This is a genomic window from Brucella sp. HL-2 (assembly GCF_025846885.2).
GTDB classification, from domain to species: domain Bacteria; phylum Pseudomonadota; class Alphaproteobacteria; order Rhizobiales; family Rhizobiaceae; genus Brucella; species Brucella quorumnocens.
Window position 1 is genome coordinate 1 of the sequence record NZ_JAOYTK010000044.1, and the last position, 15,196, is coordinate 15,196.

The following is a 15,196-nucleotide window of genomic DNA, read 5'->3' on the forward strand; positions in this document are numbered from 1 at the left end:
CAGGGACGACAGACGAAACTTGGTCGCCATGATGCTGATTCCTTTCTGATAACCGCATCAGTTTCCACCGCGAAATCATCAAATGTGAGTCAGAGCCAATATTCCGTTCCGATTGACACCCTTCTTTCTTGGCGGCTGCATAGAGATCATCGAGGAGCTCAGCTCGGACACTGCCTGGAAGAGCTGCAGCAATGGCAAGTGCCGAGACAATGGTAGCGCGGCGGACATATCCAACTTTCATTCTCATCGATCTCCCCCTGGGCGTGATCATCTGTTGTTACTAATTTCTTGCGATCATTTGCCCGGCTGATGTAACAATTGGATGAAGCATAAACGTCCATTATGCCTCCAATGAGTAGACCAATTTGAAAGTAGAAAGCTGATGGTCAAGCAGCACGAGGGTGCCATTCTGCCATTCCTGCGTGTCCAGGAGACAGCATCAGTCGCCAAGTTCAGGCAGTTGCAGGATCAGTTGCGCACGGCAATCTTGAAAGGTCACTTGCGGGCCGGGGCGCGCCTGCCAGCAAGCCGCGTTCTAGCAGACGAACTTGGCATAGCGAGGCAAACCATCGTGCGCGTACTGGAAAACCTGAAGGCCGAAGGCTATCTGGAAGCGCGGCAAGGTGCAGGAACCTACGTTGTGGACACTTTGCCAAGCCGCCCTATCCAGAACCGAGCATTGCAAACAACAAGCAACTTCTCGCCGACGTCGACCATGCGTCTTTCACAGATTGGCAAACTGTCGCAGAGTGTTTCGTCCGATATTGGTCATGTGGATTACAAGCCGTTTCTTCCTAATCGCCCGGCGATAGACCAGTTTCCGTTTGCGATTTGGCGCAAGTGCTGGAATTCGGCGACACGCGGTGGCCGCGCAGCCGCCGTCGGCTACGGTGATCTTTCCGGTGAACTTGTCCTTCGACAACGTATCGCCGAATACCTTGCACTACACCGACACGACCCATGCGACCCGGAGCAGATCGTCATTACCCCCGGTGGTCACTGCGCCTTTGCGCTCTCAGCAATGGCACTTGCCAACCCTGGGGACGGCATATGGTTCGAAGATCCTGGACCAGTGACAATCTATAATTTGTTCCGCACACTTGGACTCAAAATGTGCTTGGTCAACGTCGACGCCAACGGGATGGACGTTGACGGGGCAATTGCCCGCCATCCCGACGCCCGGCTTGCTTTTGTCATGCCATCACGTCACCATCCCATGGGTATGACACTGTCCCTATCGCGTCGACTGGCAATTCTGGAATGGGCCCAGCGAAGCGATACATGGATCATAGAAGACGATTATGACAGTGAATTTCGTTATGTTGGTGCTCCGTTGCCCTCCATGCGCTCTATCGACGTTCATGATCGTGTGATTTATGCGGGCAGTTTCAGCAAGGCGCTTTATCCGGGCCTCCGCATTGGTTATCTGGTCCTGCCGCCACAATTAGTCGGCACGTTTCGCAATCTGTCTAGCCTTATCAATCGCAGCATGCCTGTAGAGACTCAGCTGGCTCTGGCCGACTTTATCGCTGAAGGACATTTCGCCAATCACCTGCGCAGAATGCGTAATCTTTATGCCGAGCGAAGAACGGCCTTTATCCAAGCAGGACAATCGCTATTCAATGACCCAGCTCATATTGAATGCTCTGAAAGTGGCCTCAACGCCCTATTGTGGCTTCCTTCGTCGTCCGGCGATCGCCCTGCGACAGCAACTGCCTTCAAATTGGGATTACAGACCTATCCCCTCTCCGACTATACAATTCAAGTCGAACGTCAGGGCGCGCTTATAATGGGCTTTGCCAATGTCGCAGCCGACAAGATGAAACCCTATCTCGAAAAGCTGGCAACCGCGCTGGACTTGCGGTGATCTGAAGGTGCAAATTTATTCTATCACAACGCAGACCGGAGCGCCGCCAAGTTGTATGATACCTGCCCCTTTGAAAGGGGTTGCGCTATCCAAATATCATTCAAATATTAACGTTCAGTCGGACGTATCCGTTATTTCGTTTAGTATTTTCTTCCATAGGTCTACAAGTTTTCGACCGGTTGCAATTTCCGGATCGAAACTTTGATGTACTGCTATTCCGCGTAATACCGACAAAATCAGATGAAGCTTTAAGGTATCCGCCTGGTTTGCGGGTTCAAAACCCACCAGTTTCGATACACGCAAATCACGTATATCGACCCATCGCTTCATTTCATCGCGCAATCTCTGACCCAGTTCGTTATCCAAGCGCGCCGCCAGCATCAATTCAATCGCCGCTATATATCGCGCGTCTGCAAAGATATTGAGCCACAGCGTTTCAGTTAGTTCAGAGAGTGAATAACGTGTCTCGTCCGGGTTTGTCGCAACAGGATGAACTATCTCCCAGTCCTCGTGGAGTTGGCGAAGGGCCGCAACAAGTAGGTCATTGCGCGAAGGAAACTGGTGTGTCAGTGCGCCACGCGAAACTTTTGCCTTTTGCGCGATCATAGCTGTTGAAATGAGTCCGTGCCCGACTTCAGCGAGCGCCTCAAGTGTTGCCTGGCAAACCCTTGACCGGGTGGATGACGAGCGTTCCGCTTGCGTTTTCCTACGCAAATGCGTCGAATTTTGAGCCCTGATCGGTTTAGCGGAGCTGTTCATGAGATTGGGTCTCTACAAATGACGACGACTTAGATGAGTGCCTGGATATTAAGCGAACTGCATCTAAAATCAACATAAGATGCCTATGCCCCCCCTATAAATCTAAATTAAAACAGTGATATAAGTGATTCCTAAACATAAAAACAAACCAGTCTGTTTTTATGTAGACAAGCTTCAATCCTCATGCAAGAATAAGGCCAATATACTTATTGTATACAAGCGTCGAAACTGGCGCGTTATGGGGAATGAACAATGACGGGTTTTGTGTTTTTCGGTGGCCAGATTCTGGATGTTGACGACGGTATACTCAAGTCGGGGCTTGAGGTACTGGTCGAAGGTGACCGCATTATAACGGTTAGCGACCAGCGTATCGATGCTCCAGACGCGCAGAGAATTGACCTTGCCGGTCGAACATTGATGCCAGGGCTTGTCGATGCACACGTCCACGTGGCAGCGACGCTTGTCGATCTTGCTGAAAATGCCGCTTTGCCGACATCTCTCATAGCTCTGCGTAGCGCCAAGATCATGCGCGATATGCTGATGCGAGGGTTCACAACCCTTCGCGATTTGGCTGGCGCCGATCTTGGTTTGAAGCTTGCCGTCGACGAAGCGGCAGTTGAAGCCCCTCGCCTGATTATCTGTGGTAAGGCGTTGAGTCAGACGGTCGGCCATGGTGATTACCGTAAGCGTTACGACAATCGACCCTTGCATGAAGCCCGATTGGGAAGTCTGGGACGCATTGCCGATGGCGTCGATGAAGTCCGCCGCGCGGCACGCGAAGAAATCAAGAATGGTGCACAATTCATCAAGATCATGGCCAACGGCGGCGTTGCCTCGCCAAATGATCCCATCCACGTATTGCAATATTCACGCGAAGAAATTTGCGCCATTGTGGAAGAAGCCGAGAATTACGGACTTTACGTTGCAGCTCACACATATTCAGACGCTTCCATTCGCCGTGCGGTTGAATGCGGGGTTAAATCGCTTGAACATTGCAATCTCATAACTCCCGAGACTGCGCGACTGGCCGCAGAAGCTGGCGCAATTGCTTGTCCAACACTGGTTGCTTATGAAGGGCTGGCTTTGGAAGGAGCAAGCTTTGGTTTAAGTGCGGATTCTCAATCAAAAATTGATACAGTGCGCCGTGGTGGGCTGGAGTCGTTGGCTATTATGCGTGATGCCGGTCTTCCAATGGCATTCGGATCAGATCTGCTCGGGCAGCTTCACAAATATCAGTCAATGGAGTTTTCATTACGCGCAAGCGTTTTAACGAACAGCGAAGTGCTGCATTCCGCGACGAGAGTTTCAGCAAAGCTATGCGGCATGGAAAATCAGATAGGGGTAATTGCACCAGGTGCCTATGCCGACCTTCTGATTGTGGATGGCAACCCATTAGAAGATATCACCACACTGGAACGTCACGACGAGTGTTTGACTGCCATTATGAAGGGCGGCGTCTTTCATAAAAACACGATAGCGGAGTAGGTCACATGGTCCGAGGCAATTCTCTTACAGAGCGCCTGGGACGACTGGGAGCAGCTACAATGATTGCATTCAGCCTTGTGCTGATGCTCCTGCCCCTTGTGCTTGTGTTCTGGCTGTCAGTGATCTCAAATGAGATATTGTCGTTGCCGGTCGAAGGCTATTCACTCCACTGGTTTTCGGAAGCCTTTCGTCAACCTCAATTTCTGAGTGGATTCCTACTTTCTATAGCTGTCGCAAGCTTTGCGATGCTGGCCGGTCTTCTGGTTTCTGTTCCAGCAGCAATGGTGATTGTGCGACGGCGTTTCCGCGGTCGAAGTGCTTTGATCCAGCTTTTGATGTCACCTCTTACGGTGCCAGCAATCGTCATTGGTGCCGCGCTGTACGTGACCGTTGTTGAAATCGAAATTGCGTCTGGCGCACCAATCGTGGGTTCAACAGGTGTGTTTGTGGCAGGGCATGTCTTGCTGACAATTCCTTGGTGTATCCGCTTACTTCTTGCTTCGCTTGAAGGTGTAAATATGTCGGTTGAGGAGGCCGCAGCTTCACTCGGAGCTCAGCCAGCGACAGTTGTTTGGCTCATAACTTTACCGCTTATTAAACCAGGGATTTTCGCGGCCGCTGTGTTCTCCTTCGTCGTCAGTTTCGGCAATCTGGAGGTCTCGATTTTCCTGTCTAGCCCGGGACAGGTAACGCTTCCAGTCGCGATGATGCAGTATTTGGAATGGAAAATTGATCCAACAATCGCAGCCGTTTCTGTTCTGCAAGTGCTTTTTGTGGCGCTGATGCTGATGATTTCAAATCGCTTTGTAAATATTTCGAGGATGGTCTGATGGCTGGTGTACAAATTCAGGGACTGACCAAAACCTACGGGGCTTTCCGGGCCGTATCCGACATGACGCTTGACGTTCATGAGGGTGAGTTCCTTATCTTTTTGGGACCATCAGGCTGCGGTAAGACGACAACTTTGCGCATGCTGGCTGGCTTTATCGAACCAGATGCCGGAACCATGCGTCTGGGAAGCAGGGAAATCACTTACGAGCCTCCGTATCGCCGCAATATCGGTCTGGTATTTCAGAATTATGCACTTTTCCCGCATCTAAGCATTTTCGAGAATGTTGCCTTTGGCCTTCGCCGCAGAAGAGTAGCGGAACCAGAACTGAAAAACCGCGTACGGCACGCTCTCGAACTTGTAGATCTCGCGCACTTGATGGACCGCTTGCCCAAACAGTTATCCGGTGGCCAGCAACAACGTGTCGCCATTGCTCGCGCTATAGCAATTCGGCCCGATATGCTGCTTCTCGACGAGCCTTTATCCAATCTGGATGCACGTTTACGTCTGCAAGTCCGGGATGAGCTTCGTAGCCTGCAAAAAACTCTTGGTATTACAACAATTATGGTCACTCACGATCAGGAAGAGGCCATGTCGGTTGGCGACCGGTTGGTACTGATGCGTTCGGGGGTGATTGAACAGATCGGCAGTGCGGAACAGTTGTATAAGCAGCCCACAAACCGCTTTGTCGCTGATTTTATTGGTCGAGCAAATTTTCTAACCGGACAAGCAACGGACAGTGGAAGTTTTACGACTGATGGAGGTGTGCGATTTCATGCTGCTCTTAATTCCAAGACGGCAACCGAGGTGCTTATCCGACCAGAGGCACTCCGTCTGAGCAAAGCGCCCTTACCTTCCGCACAAAATAGTCAGACCGTCATAATCAAAAAGCATGTGTTCTTAGGGGGCATGGTCGAAATTGATCTCGTGCTTCCCGACGGTCAGCATTTGACAGCTGTTGCTTCGCCTCGCGAACTCAATGAGGCCAATATCAACCTCGTTCCTGAAAACTCGATAACAATTAGCATCGCGCCGGAGGACGTCGTGTTGCTTTAGTCATTCATTCCCGAACGAGGCAGTAGACCTCCGGGAACGGTCAAACAACGATTACAAGGGGAATTAACATGACCAAAATAAGCAGACGCACTTTTGGAATTCTTTCTGGAAGCCTCATGGCCTCCACGATGCTGCCCTCTTTTGCCAAAGCCGCAGGACGGCTTGTCGTTGGCACTTGGGGTGGTGACTATCAGAATCTGCAACAAATCAATATTGCGGATGGCAATCTGAAGGGCAGTGGAACCCAGGTTATATATGATCCTGCCACTGACACAGTGCGTAGAGCAAAGCTGTTGGCAGAACGGCGCTTGCCGCGCGGGTCTATGGATATTGCCTGCCTAACCCGGCAGGGCAGCTTTGAAATGTTCCAGAACGGACTGACTGAAGAGCTGGATGAAACGAAAGTACCCAACCTAAGTAAGGTTCTACCTTTCATTCGCACAAACTACTCCATCCCGCATATCTACACTGGTCGTGTCATTCTTTACAATCCAAAGCAAGTCAGTCCCGCACCGACGTCTTACGCTGACTTGTGGGACCCCAAGTATGCCGGGCGTGTGGGTGTAATCGATCTTCAGTATCAGACAACAATAGAATCTGCTGCGATGATTGCTGGCGGCGGTCCTTCGGATTACGAGCCGGGAAAAACCAAACTACTGGAGTTGAAAAAGCAGGGCGTTAAGATCTACCCAACCAATGAAGCCCTCGCACAAGCGCTTAAGTCCGGTGAAATCGTGATGTGCATTATGTGGAATGCTCGCGGTTACATGTGGAAAAAGGCGGGTATCGATATCGAAATTGCCATTCCGAAAGAAGGCATTGGACTTTACCTCTCAGATATGAGTGTGCCTAAAAACGCACCTAATAAGGAAGCGGCATACCAGTATTTGAACGCGATGCTTGAACAGGTGCCCCAGACAGCATTTGCTGAGCAGATGGGTTATGCGCCGACCAACTCCGAAGTGAAGTTGCCAGCGGAACTTGCATCAGCCGTAGATTACACATCGGAGCAACGCGAGCAATTTGTGCTACCCGATCTGGAGTATGTCGCAAAAGCGGATTCAGATCTGCAAAACTGGTGGAACAAAGAGTTTAAGGCGTGATTATTGCAACAACCTGTCTGGCTTAACCAGACAGGTACAATTCTAAATTTCTCGGTGTAGTCATGCAAAAAAAATCTTTTCCCGCCGCCGCACTTCTCATGCCTGCGACGGGGTTGGTCCTCGTATTCATGGCTCTGCCGCTGCTTTACCTGTTGAGCTATAGTTTTAATGATTTTGTGCCTGGCGAGTTTGTGGCGCAAGGCTTTACTGTAGCAAACTTTGCGACATTCTTTACCGACCCCTACTACCTAAATGGCATGGGTACGACTCTGCTCATGGCAGCGTCAGTTACCGCAGTCTGCGTCGTACTAAGTTTACCACTGGCCGACTGGATTTCACGCCAGAGTGGTAGCCTCAAAACTTTGCTTTTAATGGCAGTTATCCTACCACTCTTTATTTCTAACGCTGTTCGCGCTGCGGGCTGGATGGTGGCTTTCGGTCAGACCGGCGTGTTGAATTTTCTGCTTATGAAAATTGGGGTTATTTCCACACCACTGACCATCATGCAGACACCGACTGCCGTGTTTATCGGTATCACCGCAGTCAATCTTCCCTATGTCGTTCTAACACTGCAAAGTGTCTTTGAGGGGTTAGACGAGAATATTGATTACGCATCAGCCAGTCTCGGTGCCTCGCCATTCCAAAGCTTCATGCTTGTACGCCTACCACAGATCATGCCGGGTCTTCTCGCAGCTTCGGTTTTATCGTTCATTCTGACCATGAATGCATATGCCACGCCGGTACTTCTTGGTGGTCCATCTTTCCGTATGATGGCACCAATGATTGTGACTGAAATACTGAACAAAGCAAACTGGCCGCTCGGCGCTGCGCTCGCCCTCATTCTGCTGACCGTAACGGTCACAATATCAGTGCTCGCCGGGCTCTTTATTCGTAGGAGATATTAATGGTGGCCGAAACTTTGTTAAGTTTTGAAACGTTGCAACCGAGAACTTAGTCAGTTACTGAAATGATACGTTGAGATCGATGTAAATCGACGCTCCAATCCGCCACGTTTCATTCTGAACTTACTAAACTGAACTCGAAATAGTATAATTTCGAGTGGAACTCTTAACATATGGTAAAATCGATTTTTGCCATATGTACTATCACAAATATTCTCAACTCTCTGAACGAGAGCCTGAAGATGATAGAAAATCATCCCGAGGCAATAAAAGATGGATTGCCTCTCTGCCAAAAAAGGAGCCTTCGTTGAAGATGCTCTCTTCTTTTTCCAACATGGTTCGTTGATACAGAAATGTAGTAACGTTGACACGTTTTGGAGAGTTTTTAAGCCGCACCCTACATCTGCTATTCGAAATCGAGACACTATTCATTTTGTAGATGCTGGCCATCCGAGCGATCATCCTGCATTTATATCCCCCCATACCAATCATATCCGTAATCTTCCCAGTAGCCCCCTCTCCCGCCCTGTATGTTTGCAAAGCCGGATACAAGTTCTATTGATTTTATATATTTACTCATCTTGTAACCAAGTTGCCTTTCGACCCGTAAACGGAGAGGTGCACCATTCTCAACCGGCAACGCGCGATCATTAAGGCCATAGGCCAATATTGTCTGCGGATGACGTGCATCAATCAGATCTATACTGCCATAAAACAACGCTGGGCCTTTCGCAGTGTCCACGGCATCGAAGCAATGAAAGACGACATAACGTGCAGACGCTGTCGGACGGACAATCTCAAGAATTTGCCTCAAAGGAACCCCAGTCCATTTTGCAACCGTACTCCAACCTTCGACACAGTCATGGCGGGTAATCTGCGTGCGTTGAGGCATGTTGCGCAATTGCTCCAGCGAGATACTCGCAGGGGTCTCCACAAGGCCATGCACTTGCAGGTGATAATTGGCAAAATCTCGTTTTCGAAGGGCAACGTATTCTTCTGTTTCCGGGTCAGTTTCACCGTTCGACTTTTGACCCTGGCGTATTTCGCTTTCGCTATATTCTCTTGCCAAAGCATCACGACCTTGCAACCTGCGCTACACTACGTAGGTCAAATCGTTCGCCTTTTGGAGTACGCGCCGGGTGGTGTCTTCGCTTTCGCCAACAAAGTCAAAAGCATTGCAGCCGCTAAGTAGAATGGATGACGCGGCAGCCCCTGTGAAACCGAGGAAGTGCCGTCTGGATAGTTGCAATCTGGTCATGATGACTTTTCCGTTTTATCTTCGGCGTTATCAACGCGATACCAACCGGAAATCATCGACCGCAATTCGTTGATCGGCCCCGCAGCAAACACCATTACGATATGGACCAGGAAGAACAGCGCCAGCGATAGTGCAGCTATGAAATGAAGCGCACGCGCAGTCTGACGTCCACCGAGCCACTCGGTCAATGGGAGAATGGCATCCATACCCGGAGACATCGCCGAACCTGTGAGCGCGATCAGCGGAAACAGTCCGAAGAAAACAATACAATAGGTCAGCTTTTGCAACGGGTTGTAGGATTTTCTATGCTCAAAGCGAAACTTCACGTGATCGATCAGATCGCCCGGTAAACGCTGGATATCTGAAGCAGATGGCAGAATATCTTTCTTCAGATGTCCATTAAGAATACTACCCACAAGCCACAATGCAAGGGTAGCCACAAAAAGCCATGCAAAAAAGAAATGAACTATGCGTCCTGTGGCAAGATCACGGTAAGACGGAATGGTCAGTGCTGGCGGAAAGGCCTGATAATGCAGTGCATCCGCTGTGCCCGTTACACCCAGAATGCCCGTCGTGACGATAGTCTTCCCCAGAATGTCAACCCGGCCTTCTGGACCCTTTTCACCGTCGACAGAATAAATAGCAAGGACTGCGTTATCGTAACTGAAGCCAGATTCATTACCGAGATAGAGCGTGGGATGCGCATTAAATATTTGCAATCCCGACAGAAGCAGAAAAAATAGGCTTGCGGCCCAGATCCAGTGTGTGAGGCGTGTCAGTAAACGCTGACGATATACGAGCTGACCCATAGCATTGCGCTCCAAAGAAACGCCCGCCAGCCTGAGGGAAGACCGGCGGGCAAATGGCAATTACTGCGGCTTCTTCATGGCGTCGGATTTCATGGCATCCGTCTTCATTCCGCCGTTTTTCATTGCCTTGTCGCCATGCTTCTTCATCTTCTTGGCATCTTTTTGCATGGCATCTCCTTTCATCGCGTCCTTCTTGCCCATGGAATCTTTTTTCATGGTGTCCGTTTTCATCGTGTCAGACTTCATGGCATCGGGCTTCATCGCGTCTTGCGCGAAAGATGCTGGCGTGAAAGAAAGGCCTGCAAGCAGGGCAAGTGCCGCAAGGACAACGATGTTCTGTTTGATGGTCATAACGATACTCCTGTTGATCTCAGCGCCAGTGGCGCGTGACAAGAAGGGTTTCGTTGGACGGAGGAAAATGGTTACATCAATCACGCCGATGTGATCATCTGGCCGGGTTGTGTAACCTTTTCCGTTTCTTTCACGAATATGCAGTGGGTGGGAGTTTCAAACTGACTTATTCGAACGAAGAGAGGTTGAAGAGCCTGATGTTACTGGCGTTGGATGGAAATGAAGCTGCGTACCGGGCACTACTTGGCGAATTATCGCGCCTGCTCACGTCACACTTCCAACGACGCCTTTTCAGCAGTGCGGCAGAAGCGGAGGATCTCATGCAGGAAACACTGCTTGCGATCCACACTCGCCGCATAACCTATGATCGCAATATGCCATTCATGCCTTGGGTCAGCGCGATCGCTCGTTACAAACTGTTCGACCATCTGCGCCGACAAGGGCGGCGCCCCACCACAGCACTTGATGAGGACGTTCCGTTTGTCGACGAAGCCGATGCCACCGATGCCCGCATGGATGTTGACAGGATGTTGAGCGACATACCGGAACGCACAGCCGGACTGATCCGCAGCGTGAAAATCGAGGGGCAATCGATTGACGATGCTGCGCGTACCAGCGGTATGAGCCAAAGCGCTGTCAAAGTGGCCATTCATCGTGGCCTTGTCGCGCTTGCCCAAAAGTTCGGGGGTAAATAGAATGACTGATGATCTGATTAATCGACTGGCTGTCGACGTAAAACCCGTTTCGGCTGATGCCATGCGTTGGCTGTTTCTGCGCCATGCTACAGGCGGGATAGTTGCGGGGCTGACCATCATGCTTCTGTTTCTGGGCGTGCGTCACGATCTATCTGTGGCTATAACAACCGCTGCATTCTGGACCAAGCTTTTCTACGCGATATTTCTGCTTCTGATTTTGGTTCCCGCAGTTTTTACCCTGTCCCAACCGATCCGGGCTAAGCTACACTGGCTGCCCGTGGTCATTCTTCTTGTCTGCCTGATGGGCGCCGCACTGTACCAGTGGGAAAGTGCCGCACCCGAACAAAGGGATGTGTTGCTTTGGGGGCGCACGGCGCTCGTTTGTCCATGGCTGATCGTTGTCATATCCCTGCCGATGCTAACATCACTTCTTGCTGCCATGCGCAGACTAGCTCCGGCCAATCCGGCGCTCGCGGGTCTTGCTGCGGGCATCGTAGCGGGCGGCAGCGGTGTTCTTGTCTATTCACTTCACTGTCCCGAAGCAGGCATTCCGTTTATTGCTGCCTGGTATACGCTCGGCATCGCTATTACTGGGCTTCTTGGCCTAATAGGCGGACGCGTTTGGTTGCACTGGTAATACGTATCGACCACCATTCAGAGATCGTTATTCGACTTTCATCTTGTTCAAATCCAATAGCTTATTAGTCAATTGCTGTGTTTTTATTCTGTGTTCGCTAAAAAGAGATAATACTATTATAGTTATTGAAATAACCTTTGGGCGTGTTCATAGATACGATCTTGATTTGCACAGCCACCTGCATCGTGCTCCTGTTGTTAGGCATAATAGCCATAACGCTCGGTTCTGAACTGACAAGAAGACCACTGACATCAGCCGGTTCGTCAAGGCGCGGGCTTTTGCATCAGATAATCTGCTATCGCCTGATAGGCTGGTAACGACGTTGGATCATTATACGCGTTGCCCGCCTGTGGATGCGAGGCAAAACGAGCAATCACCATTTCGGCTTTGGGATCAATATAGAGTGCCTGCCCATGCACTCCCCGCGCCATAAAAGCCCCATCCGCATTATGGGAAACCCACCACATACCGCGATAGCTCCAACCTGACAGCAGCTTGTATCCAGCTTTTTCAAATGCCTTCTTATCGCCGCCGCCGCTGATGCTGGCAATAGCCGCAGCAGGTATAAGACGCTCGCCGTCGATCACACCATCATTGAGCAGGAGCTGTCCCAAACGAGCCATATCGCGTAACCCGGCGTTAAAACCACCGCCAGCAAAAGGAGTACCGATTGAATCGACCGTATAATATGCATCCTGCTCAGTGGCCAATTTGCTCCATATACGTTCTGACAATAGGGTTGCTACAGATTTCCCGGTAACACGCGCGATAATCCAGCCAAGCGCGTCAGAATTAATCGTCCGATAGCCAAACGCATCTCCGTGCTCGCCCTGCTTACGGACAGTCTTCAAATAGTCGAAATAGGTACGCGGTCCGGTGTAATTATCAGGCTTCGGCAAAGGATTGCCGGCAGCTGAATATATCCAGACATCGGCGTTCGGATCGCTATAATCTTCGCTGTAATCCAAACCCGTGGTCATATCCAGGACTTGCCGAACAGTCGCATCTCCGAATGCACTTTTTGCAAGCTCTGGCACAAGGCTGCTAACTTGGGCTGTTTCGTCGAGCGTCCCATCTGCGACCAGCATCTCACCCAGCAAACCAGTAATCGATTTGGTTACGGACATGGCTCCATGCTGGCCCGCAACATCCAGACATCCCGAATAACGCTCATACACTACTACTCCTTTATGCAGAACAACGATCCCATCGGTGTAATTCGCATCAAATGACTGCGCCCACGTCATTGTTTTATCACTGCCCAAAGGGCTGAAAGTCACAGCATCAATCGCCGGGTCAGGTTGTTGTGCCAAAGGACCAGGTGAGCCAATGCCGCGGCTCACATTCATTGTCGGCATTAACTGACGAAAGTGGCAGACGGTCCAACGCAATTTCGGGAAACTGAAGTAATCAGGATCGGAAAAACGGATAATTTTATCCTCTGCAGGAGGCGATCCTTCCATCCAGCCAAGTACACGGGGATCAGATGTTTTAGCTGACATAGCATCTGTCTCCTGTGACAAGGCCATCTGAGAAAAACCGGCCAGCATTCCCGCAGCCAAAAGTAGGACTTGTGAGGCACGTTTGACCACCGATCGGCCCATATTATTTGAAAGGCACCGCGAACTAGTAGTTGACGACAACATTTGCAAATCCTCCAGTCCAAATTGGTGCTTTAGCATCGATCATTGAATCAATGCCTGCGCCGGGAAATGACGCACTGACCCCAACCGTAAGATAAGTGTTGGCATTAATGGTACGATTATATTCCAGAAACACATCATCTGACAGATGATAGCTACTTACTCCGGCGATAGGGTTCGGCACACCGTCATTTGTTTCAACGCGCGTACCTTGTCCGAACTGGATCGGACTATGCAGCTGGTTCGCGCGTATATGAGAATAGCGCAGGGTAAAAGCATCACGTTTGGTCGGCGTCACCCGCAAGCTGACCAAAAAGGCATTCACATTGGAGTTGATAAAAACCATCGACGATTTTGACCCGGTCGACCATGAGCTGGGATTACCTTCATAGAACAATGGATCAAACCGCTCCAGTTTTTCGGTATCAGGATTATCGCCGGAAAAAGTCTGATATGCGAATGCCAAAGCGGGCGACCATGGCAGATCGGTGAAATTATAACCGACATAAACGCGACCCGCCCAAGCAGACAGATTGATCCGGTCGTTCCATTCGTATGCAAACTCGCCACCGGCAATCAGGTTATCAAATGTGTTGGGTAACGGCTTGCCAATCGCGTAAGCATTGATAAAGTTTAGCCCATCACGGCCATCGGGTAGAATTTCTGGCGCCCCAATTCCATTGGGAGCAGCTTTGGGGTATGGGGAGTTTGAGTGCAGAGCATGTCCGTACGTGATGCCAGCAAAACTGCCTTGTTCCCAATTGTAGCGTAGCTCCGAGCCGACAAGCTGCGTATTGCTGCTGCTACTCGGTAGTTCATTCGGCTGCAGATAAAACGCAGTTACATCGACATCGTCATAACTGAATTTACCTATAGCGGCTGACTTCCATGCCTTACGCGGACCGAATTTCAATGCGCCACGTTCAAAACCACTATTGCCACCATTGGCAATCAACATACCGGTTCCAATTTTATATTCGCGCGGGCCGAACGACACATCGAATGAGCTCCGGCTGCTCATTTGCTGACGCCATCCAAGATGCGCTTCTTCCAATGTAATTTCGCCGGTGTTGCCAGTGTCATAGGCATCAATGCCAAGCGTTCCGGATGCAACGAATGACGCCTTACCGTAAAGGCGACGATCTTCGTCAAAGTCTTTGCTGAAACTAATACCGGGCTTAATGTATCCCTCAAGCCATTGCTTTTGTGGATTAAAATCGGCATCAGGTGCAAATCTGTCGGCGAAATTCCAGAACAAATTCCGCTCGACGACGGCGTTTAACCCTGCCTGCAAATGCGTGCGAATCTTTAAACCTTCCGCATCATAAAGCACCATGCGATCATCGGCTTTAGCCGAAACAAACATGCTATTGGAAAGCAGGAGCGCACTTCCATAGAAAAGCGCTGACATCTTGAAGAAGTATTTATTAAAAGAAATTGTATTCCTCTGAGACGCGCTGTCCGCAATCAAAACAGCAGAGGTGTCGGATCCTTTCCGTTCCAAACCAATGCTACCATCTGACCATCCAAACCAATTCATAAGAATGCCAACGCTGTATGATGCAGAATATTTTCAAAACTAATACAAGCGCACGCTAACAGAATTAGTTTCGTTTTGAACTCAAAATTATCAACGATTGCTATTCACACACCGGTCGGCGTATCAAAAGCCAACAAAGCCTTAGAGCCTGAATCATAATGAATTTAACGATATCAGGCTCTTGCGATGCGCCGCGTGAGGAAGCGTATGTTTGCGATGTAGACCCACGCTTCGGAAGAAGCGATGGTTTTCTCGAAGTCTT

General features: G+C 50.1%; 14 protein-coding genes and 2 pseudogenes. 9 read left to right on the forward strand and 7 right to left on the reverse strand.

Features of this window, described 5'->3' with window-relative positions; genetic code table 11:
- On the reverse strand, positions 1–241 hold a 241-nt coding region (locus OIV19_RS22830; protein WP_264234143.1), incomplete at its 3' end, for a hypothetical protein.
- A 141-nt stretch (positions 242–382) separates the two neighbouring features.
- On the opposite strand from OIV19_RS22830, the gene pdxR reads away from it, so the two are divergent.
- A complete protein-coding gene (pdxR, locus tag OIV19_RS22835) occupies positions 383–1,867 on the forward strand; it encodes a MocR-like pyridoxine biosynthesis transcription factor PdxR (RefSeq protein ID WP_264234145.1) in 1,485 nt (494 codons plus the stop codon).
- 114 nt (positions 1,868–1,981) lie between these two features.
- On the opposite strand, the gene OIV19_RS22840 is transcribed toward pdxR, so the two are convergent.
- Positions 1,982–2,626, reverse strand: a complete 645-nt coding sequence (locus tag OIV19_RS22840; RefSeq protein ID WP_191792665.1) for a TetR/AcrR family transcriptional regulator — start codon at positions 2,624–2,626, stop codon at positions 1,982–1,984.
- Positions 2,627–2,878: 252 nt separating this feature from the next.
- Between OIV19_RS22840 and OIV19_RS22845 the strand changes: the two genes are divergently transcribed.
- The 5 genes from OIV19_RS22845 (at position 2,879) to OIV19_RS22865 (ending at position 8,004) form a co-directional block, all read left to right on the forward strand.
- Positions 2,879–4,111, forward strand: coding sequence for an amidohydrolase family protein (locus OIV19_RS22845; RefSeq protein ID WP_264234148.1), 1,233 nt, complete (start codon positions 2,879–2,881; stop codon positions 4,109–4,111).
- A 59-nt stretch (positions 4,112–4,170) separates the two neighbouring features.
- Positions 4,171–4,941: an ABC transporter permease subunit gene (locus OIV19_RS22850; RefSeq protein ID WP_264234150.1), complete on the forward strand. Its 771-nt coding sequence runs from the start codon at positions 4,171–4,173 to the stop codon at positions 4,939–4,941.
- On the forward strand, positions 4,941–5,996 hold the full coding sequence (locus tag OIV19_RS22855) for an ABC transporter ATP-binding protein (RefSeq protein WP_264234151.1): 1,056 nt from the start codon (positions 4,941–4,943) through the stop codon (positions 5,994–5,996). The genes OIV19_RS22850 and OIV19_RS22855 overlap by 1 nt, the downstream gene beginning before the upstream one ends.
- Before the next feature lie 68 nt (positions 5,997–6,064).
- Complete coding sequence (locus tag OIV19_RS22860) at positions 6,065–7,099, forward strand: ABC transporter substrate-binding protein (RefSeq protein ID WP_151091676.1); 1,035 nt, start codon at positions 6,065–6,067, stop codon at positions 7,097–7,099.
- Between the two features lie 62 nt (positions 7,100–7,161).
- Positions 7,162–8,004, forward strand: a complete 843-nt coding sequence (locus OIV19_RS22865) for an ABC transporter permease (protein WP_264234153.1) — start codon at positions 7,162–7,164, stop codon at positions 8,002–8,004.
- 466 nt (positions 8,005–8,470) lie between these two features.
- Here OIV19_RS22865 and OIV19_RS22870 read toward each other — a convergent pair.
- The 3 genes and pseudogenes from OIV19_RS22870 to OIV19_RS22880 all read right to left on the reverse strand — a co-directional run bounded on the left by OIV19_RS22870 (position 8,471) and on the right by OIV19_RS22880 (position 10,419).
- A pseudogene (locus OIV19_RS22870) lies at positions 8,471–9,259 on the reverse strand (molybdopterin-binding protein).
- Positions 9,256–10,068 (reverse strand): cytochrome b/b6 domain-containing protein, encoded by an 813-nt coding sequence (locus tag OIV19_RS22875; protein ID WP_264234155.1) that lies wholly within the window; start codon positions 10,066–10,068, stop codon positions 9,256–9,258. The pseudogene OIV19_RS22870 and the gene OIV19_RS22875 overlap by 4 nt, the downstream one beginning before the upstream one ends.
- Before the next feature lie 60 nt (positions 10,069–10,128).
- Positions 10,129–10,419: a pentapeptide MXKDX repeat protein gene (locus OIV19_RS22880; protein ID WP_264234156.1), complete on the reverse strand. Its 291-nt coding sequence runs from the start codon at positions 10,417–10,419 to the stop codon at positions 10,129–10,131.
- A gap of 197 nt (positions 10,420–10,616) precedes the next feature.
- Between OIV19_RS22880 and OIV19_RS22885 the strand changes: the two genes are divergently transcribed.
- The 3 genes and pseudogenes from OIV19_RS22885 to OIV19_RS22895 all read left to right on the forward strand — a co-directional run.
- Complete coding sequence (locus OIV19_RS22885; protein ID WP_235901747.1) at positions 10,617–11,114, forward strand: sigma-70 family RNA polymerase sigma factor; 498 nt, start codon at positions 10,617–10,619, stop codon at positions 11,112–11,114.
- Between the two features lies 1 nt (position 11,115).
- Positions 11,116–11,751 carry an NrsF family protein gene (locus OIV19_RS22890; RefSeq protein ID WP_264234159.1) on the forward strand — a complete coding sequence of 212 codons (636 nt, stop codon included), beginning with the start codon at positions 11,116–11,118 and terminating at the stop codon, positions 11,749–11,751.
- Positions 11,752–11,888: 137 nt separating this feature from the next.
- Positions 11,889–12,002, forward strand: a pseudogene (locus tag OIV19_RS22895) (alanine:cation symporter family protein); the annotation flags it as partial.
- A 12-nt stretch (positions 12,003–12,014) separates the two neighbouring features.
- On the opposite strand, the gene OIV19_RS22900 reads toward OIV19_RS22895, so the two are convergent.
- Together OIV19_RS22900 and OIV19_RS22905 are read right to left on the reverse strand one after the other, a co-directional pair.
- Positions 12,015–13,301: a serine hydrolase domain-containing protein gene (locus tag OIV19_RS22900; protein ID WP_264234160.1), complete on the reverse strand. Its 1,287-nt coding sequence runs from the start codon at positions 13,299–13,301 to the stop codon at positions 12,015–12,017.
- A gap of 76 nt (positions 13,302–13,377) precedes the next feature.
- Positions 13,378–14,805 (reverse strand): alginate export family protein, encoded by a 1,428-nt coding sequence (locus tag OIV19_RS22905; RefSeq protein WP_264234161.1) that lies wholly within the window; start codon positions 14,803–14,805, stop codon positions 13,378–13,380.
- Positions 14,806–15,196 lie beyond the last annotated feature (391 nt).

What these genes read in the sequence shown, in the direction of transcription:
- pdxR (WP_264234145.1), top strand. Translation starts at nt 383, where the DNA reads ATGGTCAAGCAGCACGAGGGTGCCATTCTGCCATTCCTGCGTGTCCAG.
- OIV19_RS22840 (WP_191792665.1), bottom strand. Translation starts at nt 2,626, where the DNA reads ATGAACAGCTCCGCTAAACCGATCAGGGCTCAAAATTCGACGCATTTG.
- OIV19_RS22845 (WP_264234148.1), top strand. Translation starts at nt 2,879, where the DNA reads ATGACGGGTTTTGTGTTTTTCGGTGGCCAGATTCTGGATGTTGACGAC.
- OIV19_RS22850 (WP_264234150.1), top strand. Translation starts at nt 4,171, where the DNA reads ATGATTGCATTCAGCCTTGTGCTGATGCTCCTGCCCCTTGTGCTTGTG.
- OIV19_RS22855 (WP_264234151.1), top strand. Translation starts at nt 4,941, where the DNA reads ATGGCTGGTGTACAAATTCAGGGACTGACCAAAACCTACGGGGCTTTC.
- OIV19_RS22860 (WP_151091676.1), top strand. Translation starts at nt 6,065, where the DNA reads ATGACCAAAATAAGCAGACGCACTTTTGGAATTCTTTCTGGAAGCCTC.
- OIV19_RS22865 (WP_264234153.1), top strand. Translation starts at nt 7,162, where the DNA reads ATGCAAAAAAAATCTTTTCCCGCCGCCGCACTTCTCATGCCTGCGACG.
- OIV19_RS22875 (WP_264234155.1), bottom strand. Translation starts at nt 10,068, where the DNA reads ATGGGTCAGCTCGTATATCGTCAGCGTTTACTGACACGCCTCACACAC.
- OIV19_RS22880 (WP_264234156.1), bottom strand. Translation starts at nt 10,419, where the DNA reads ATGACCATCAAACAGAACATCGTTGTCCTTGCGGCACTTGCCCTGCTT.
- OIV19_RS22885 (WP_235901747.1), top strand. Translation starts at nt 10,617, where the DNA reads ATGTTACTGGCGTTGGATGGAAATGAAGCTGCGTACCGGGCACTACTT.
- OIV19_RS22890 (WP_264234159.1), top strand. Translation starts at nt 11,116, where the DNA reads ATGACTGATGATCTGATTAATCGACTGGCTGTCGACGTAAAACCCGTT.
- OIV19_RS22900 (WP_264234160.1), bottom strand. Translation starts at nt 13,301, where the DNA reads ATGCTGGCCGGTTTTTCTCAGATGGCCTTGTCACAGGAGACAGATGCT.
- OIV19_RS22905 (WP_264234161.1), bottom strand. Translation starts at nt 14,805, where the DNA reads ATGTCAGCGCTTTTCTATGGAAGTGCGCTCCTGCTTTCCAATAGCATG.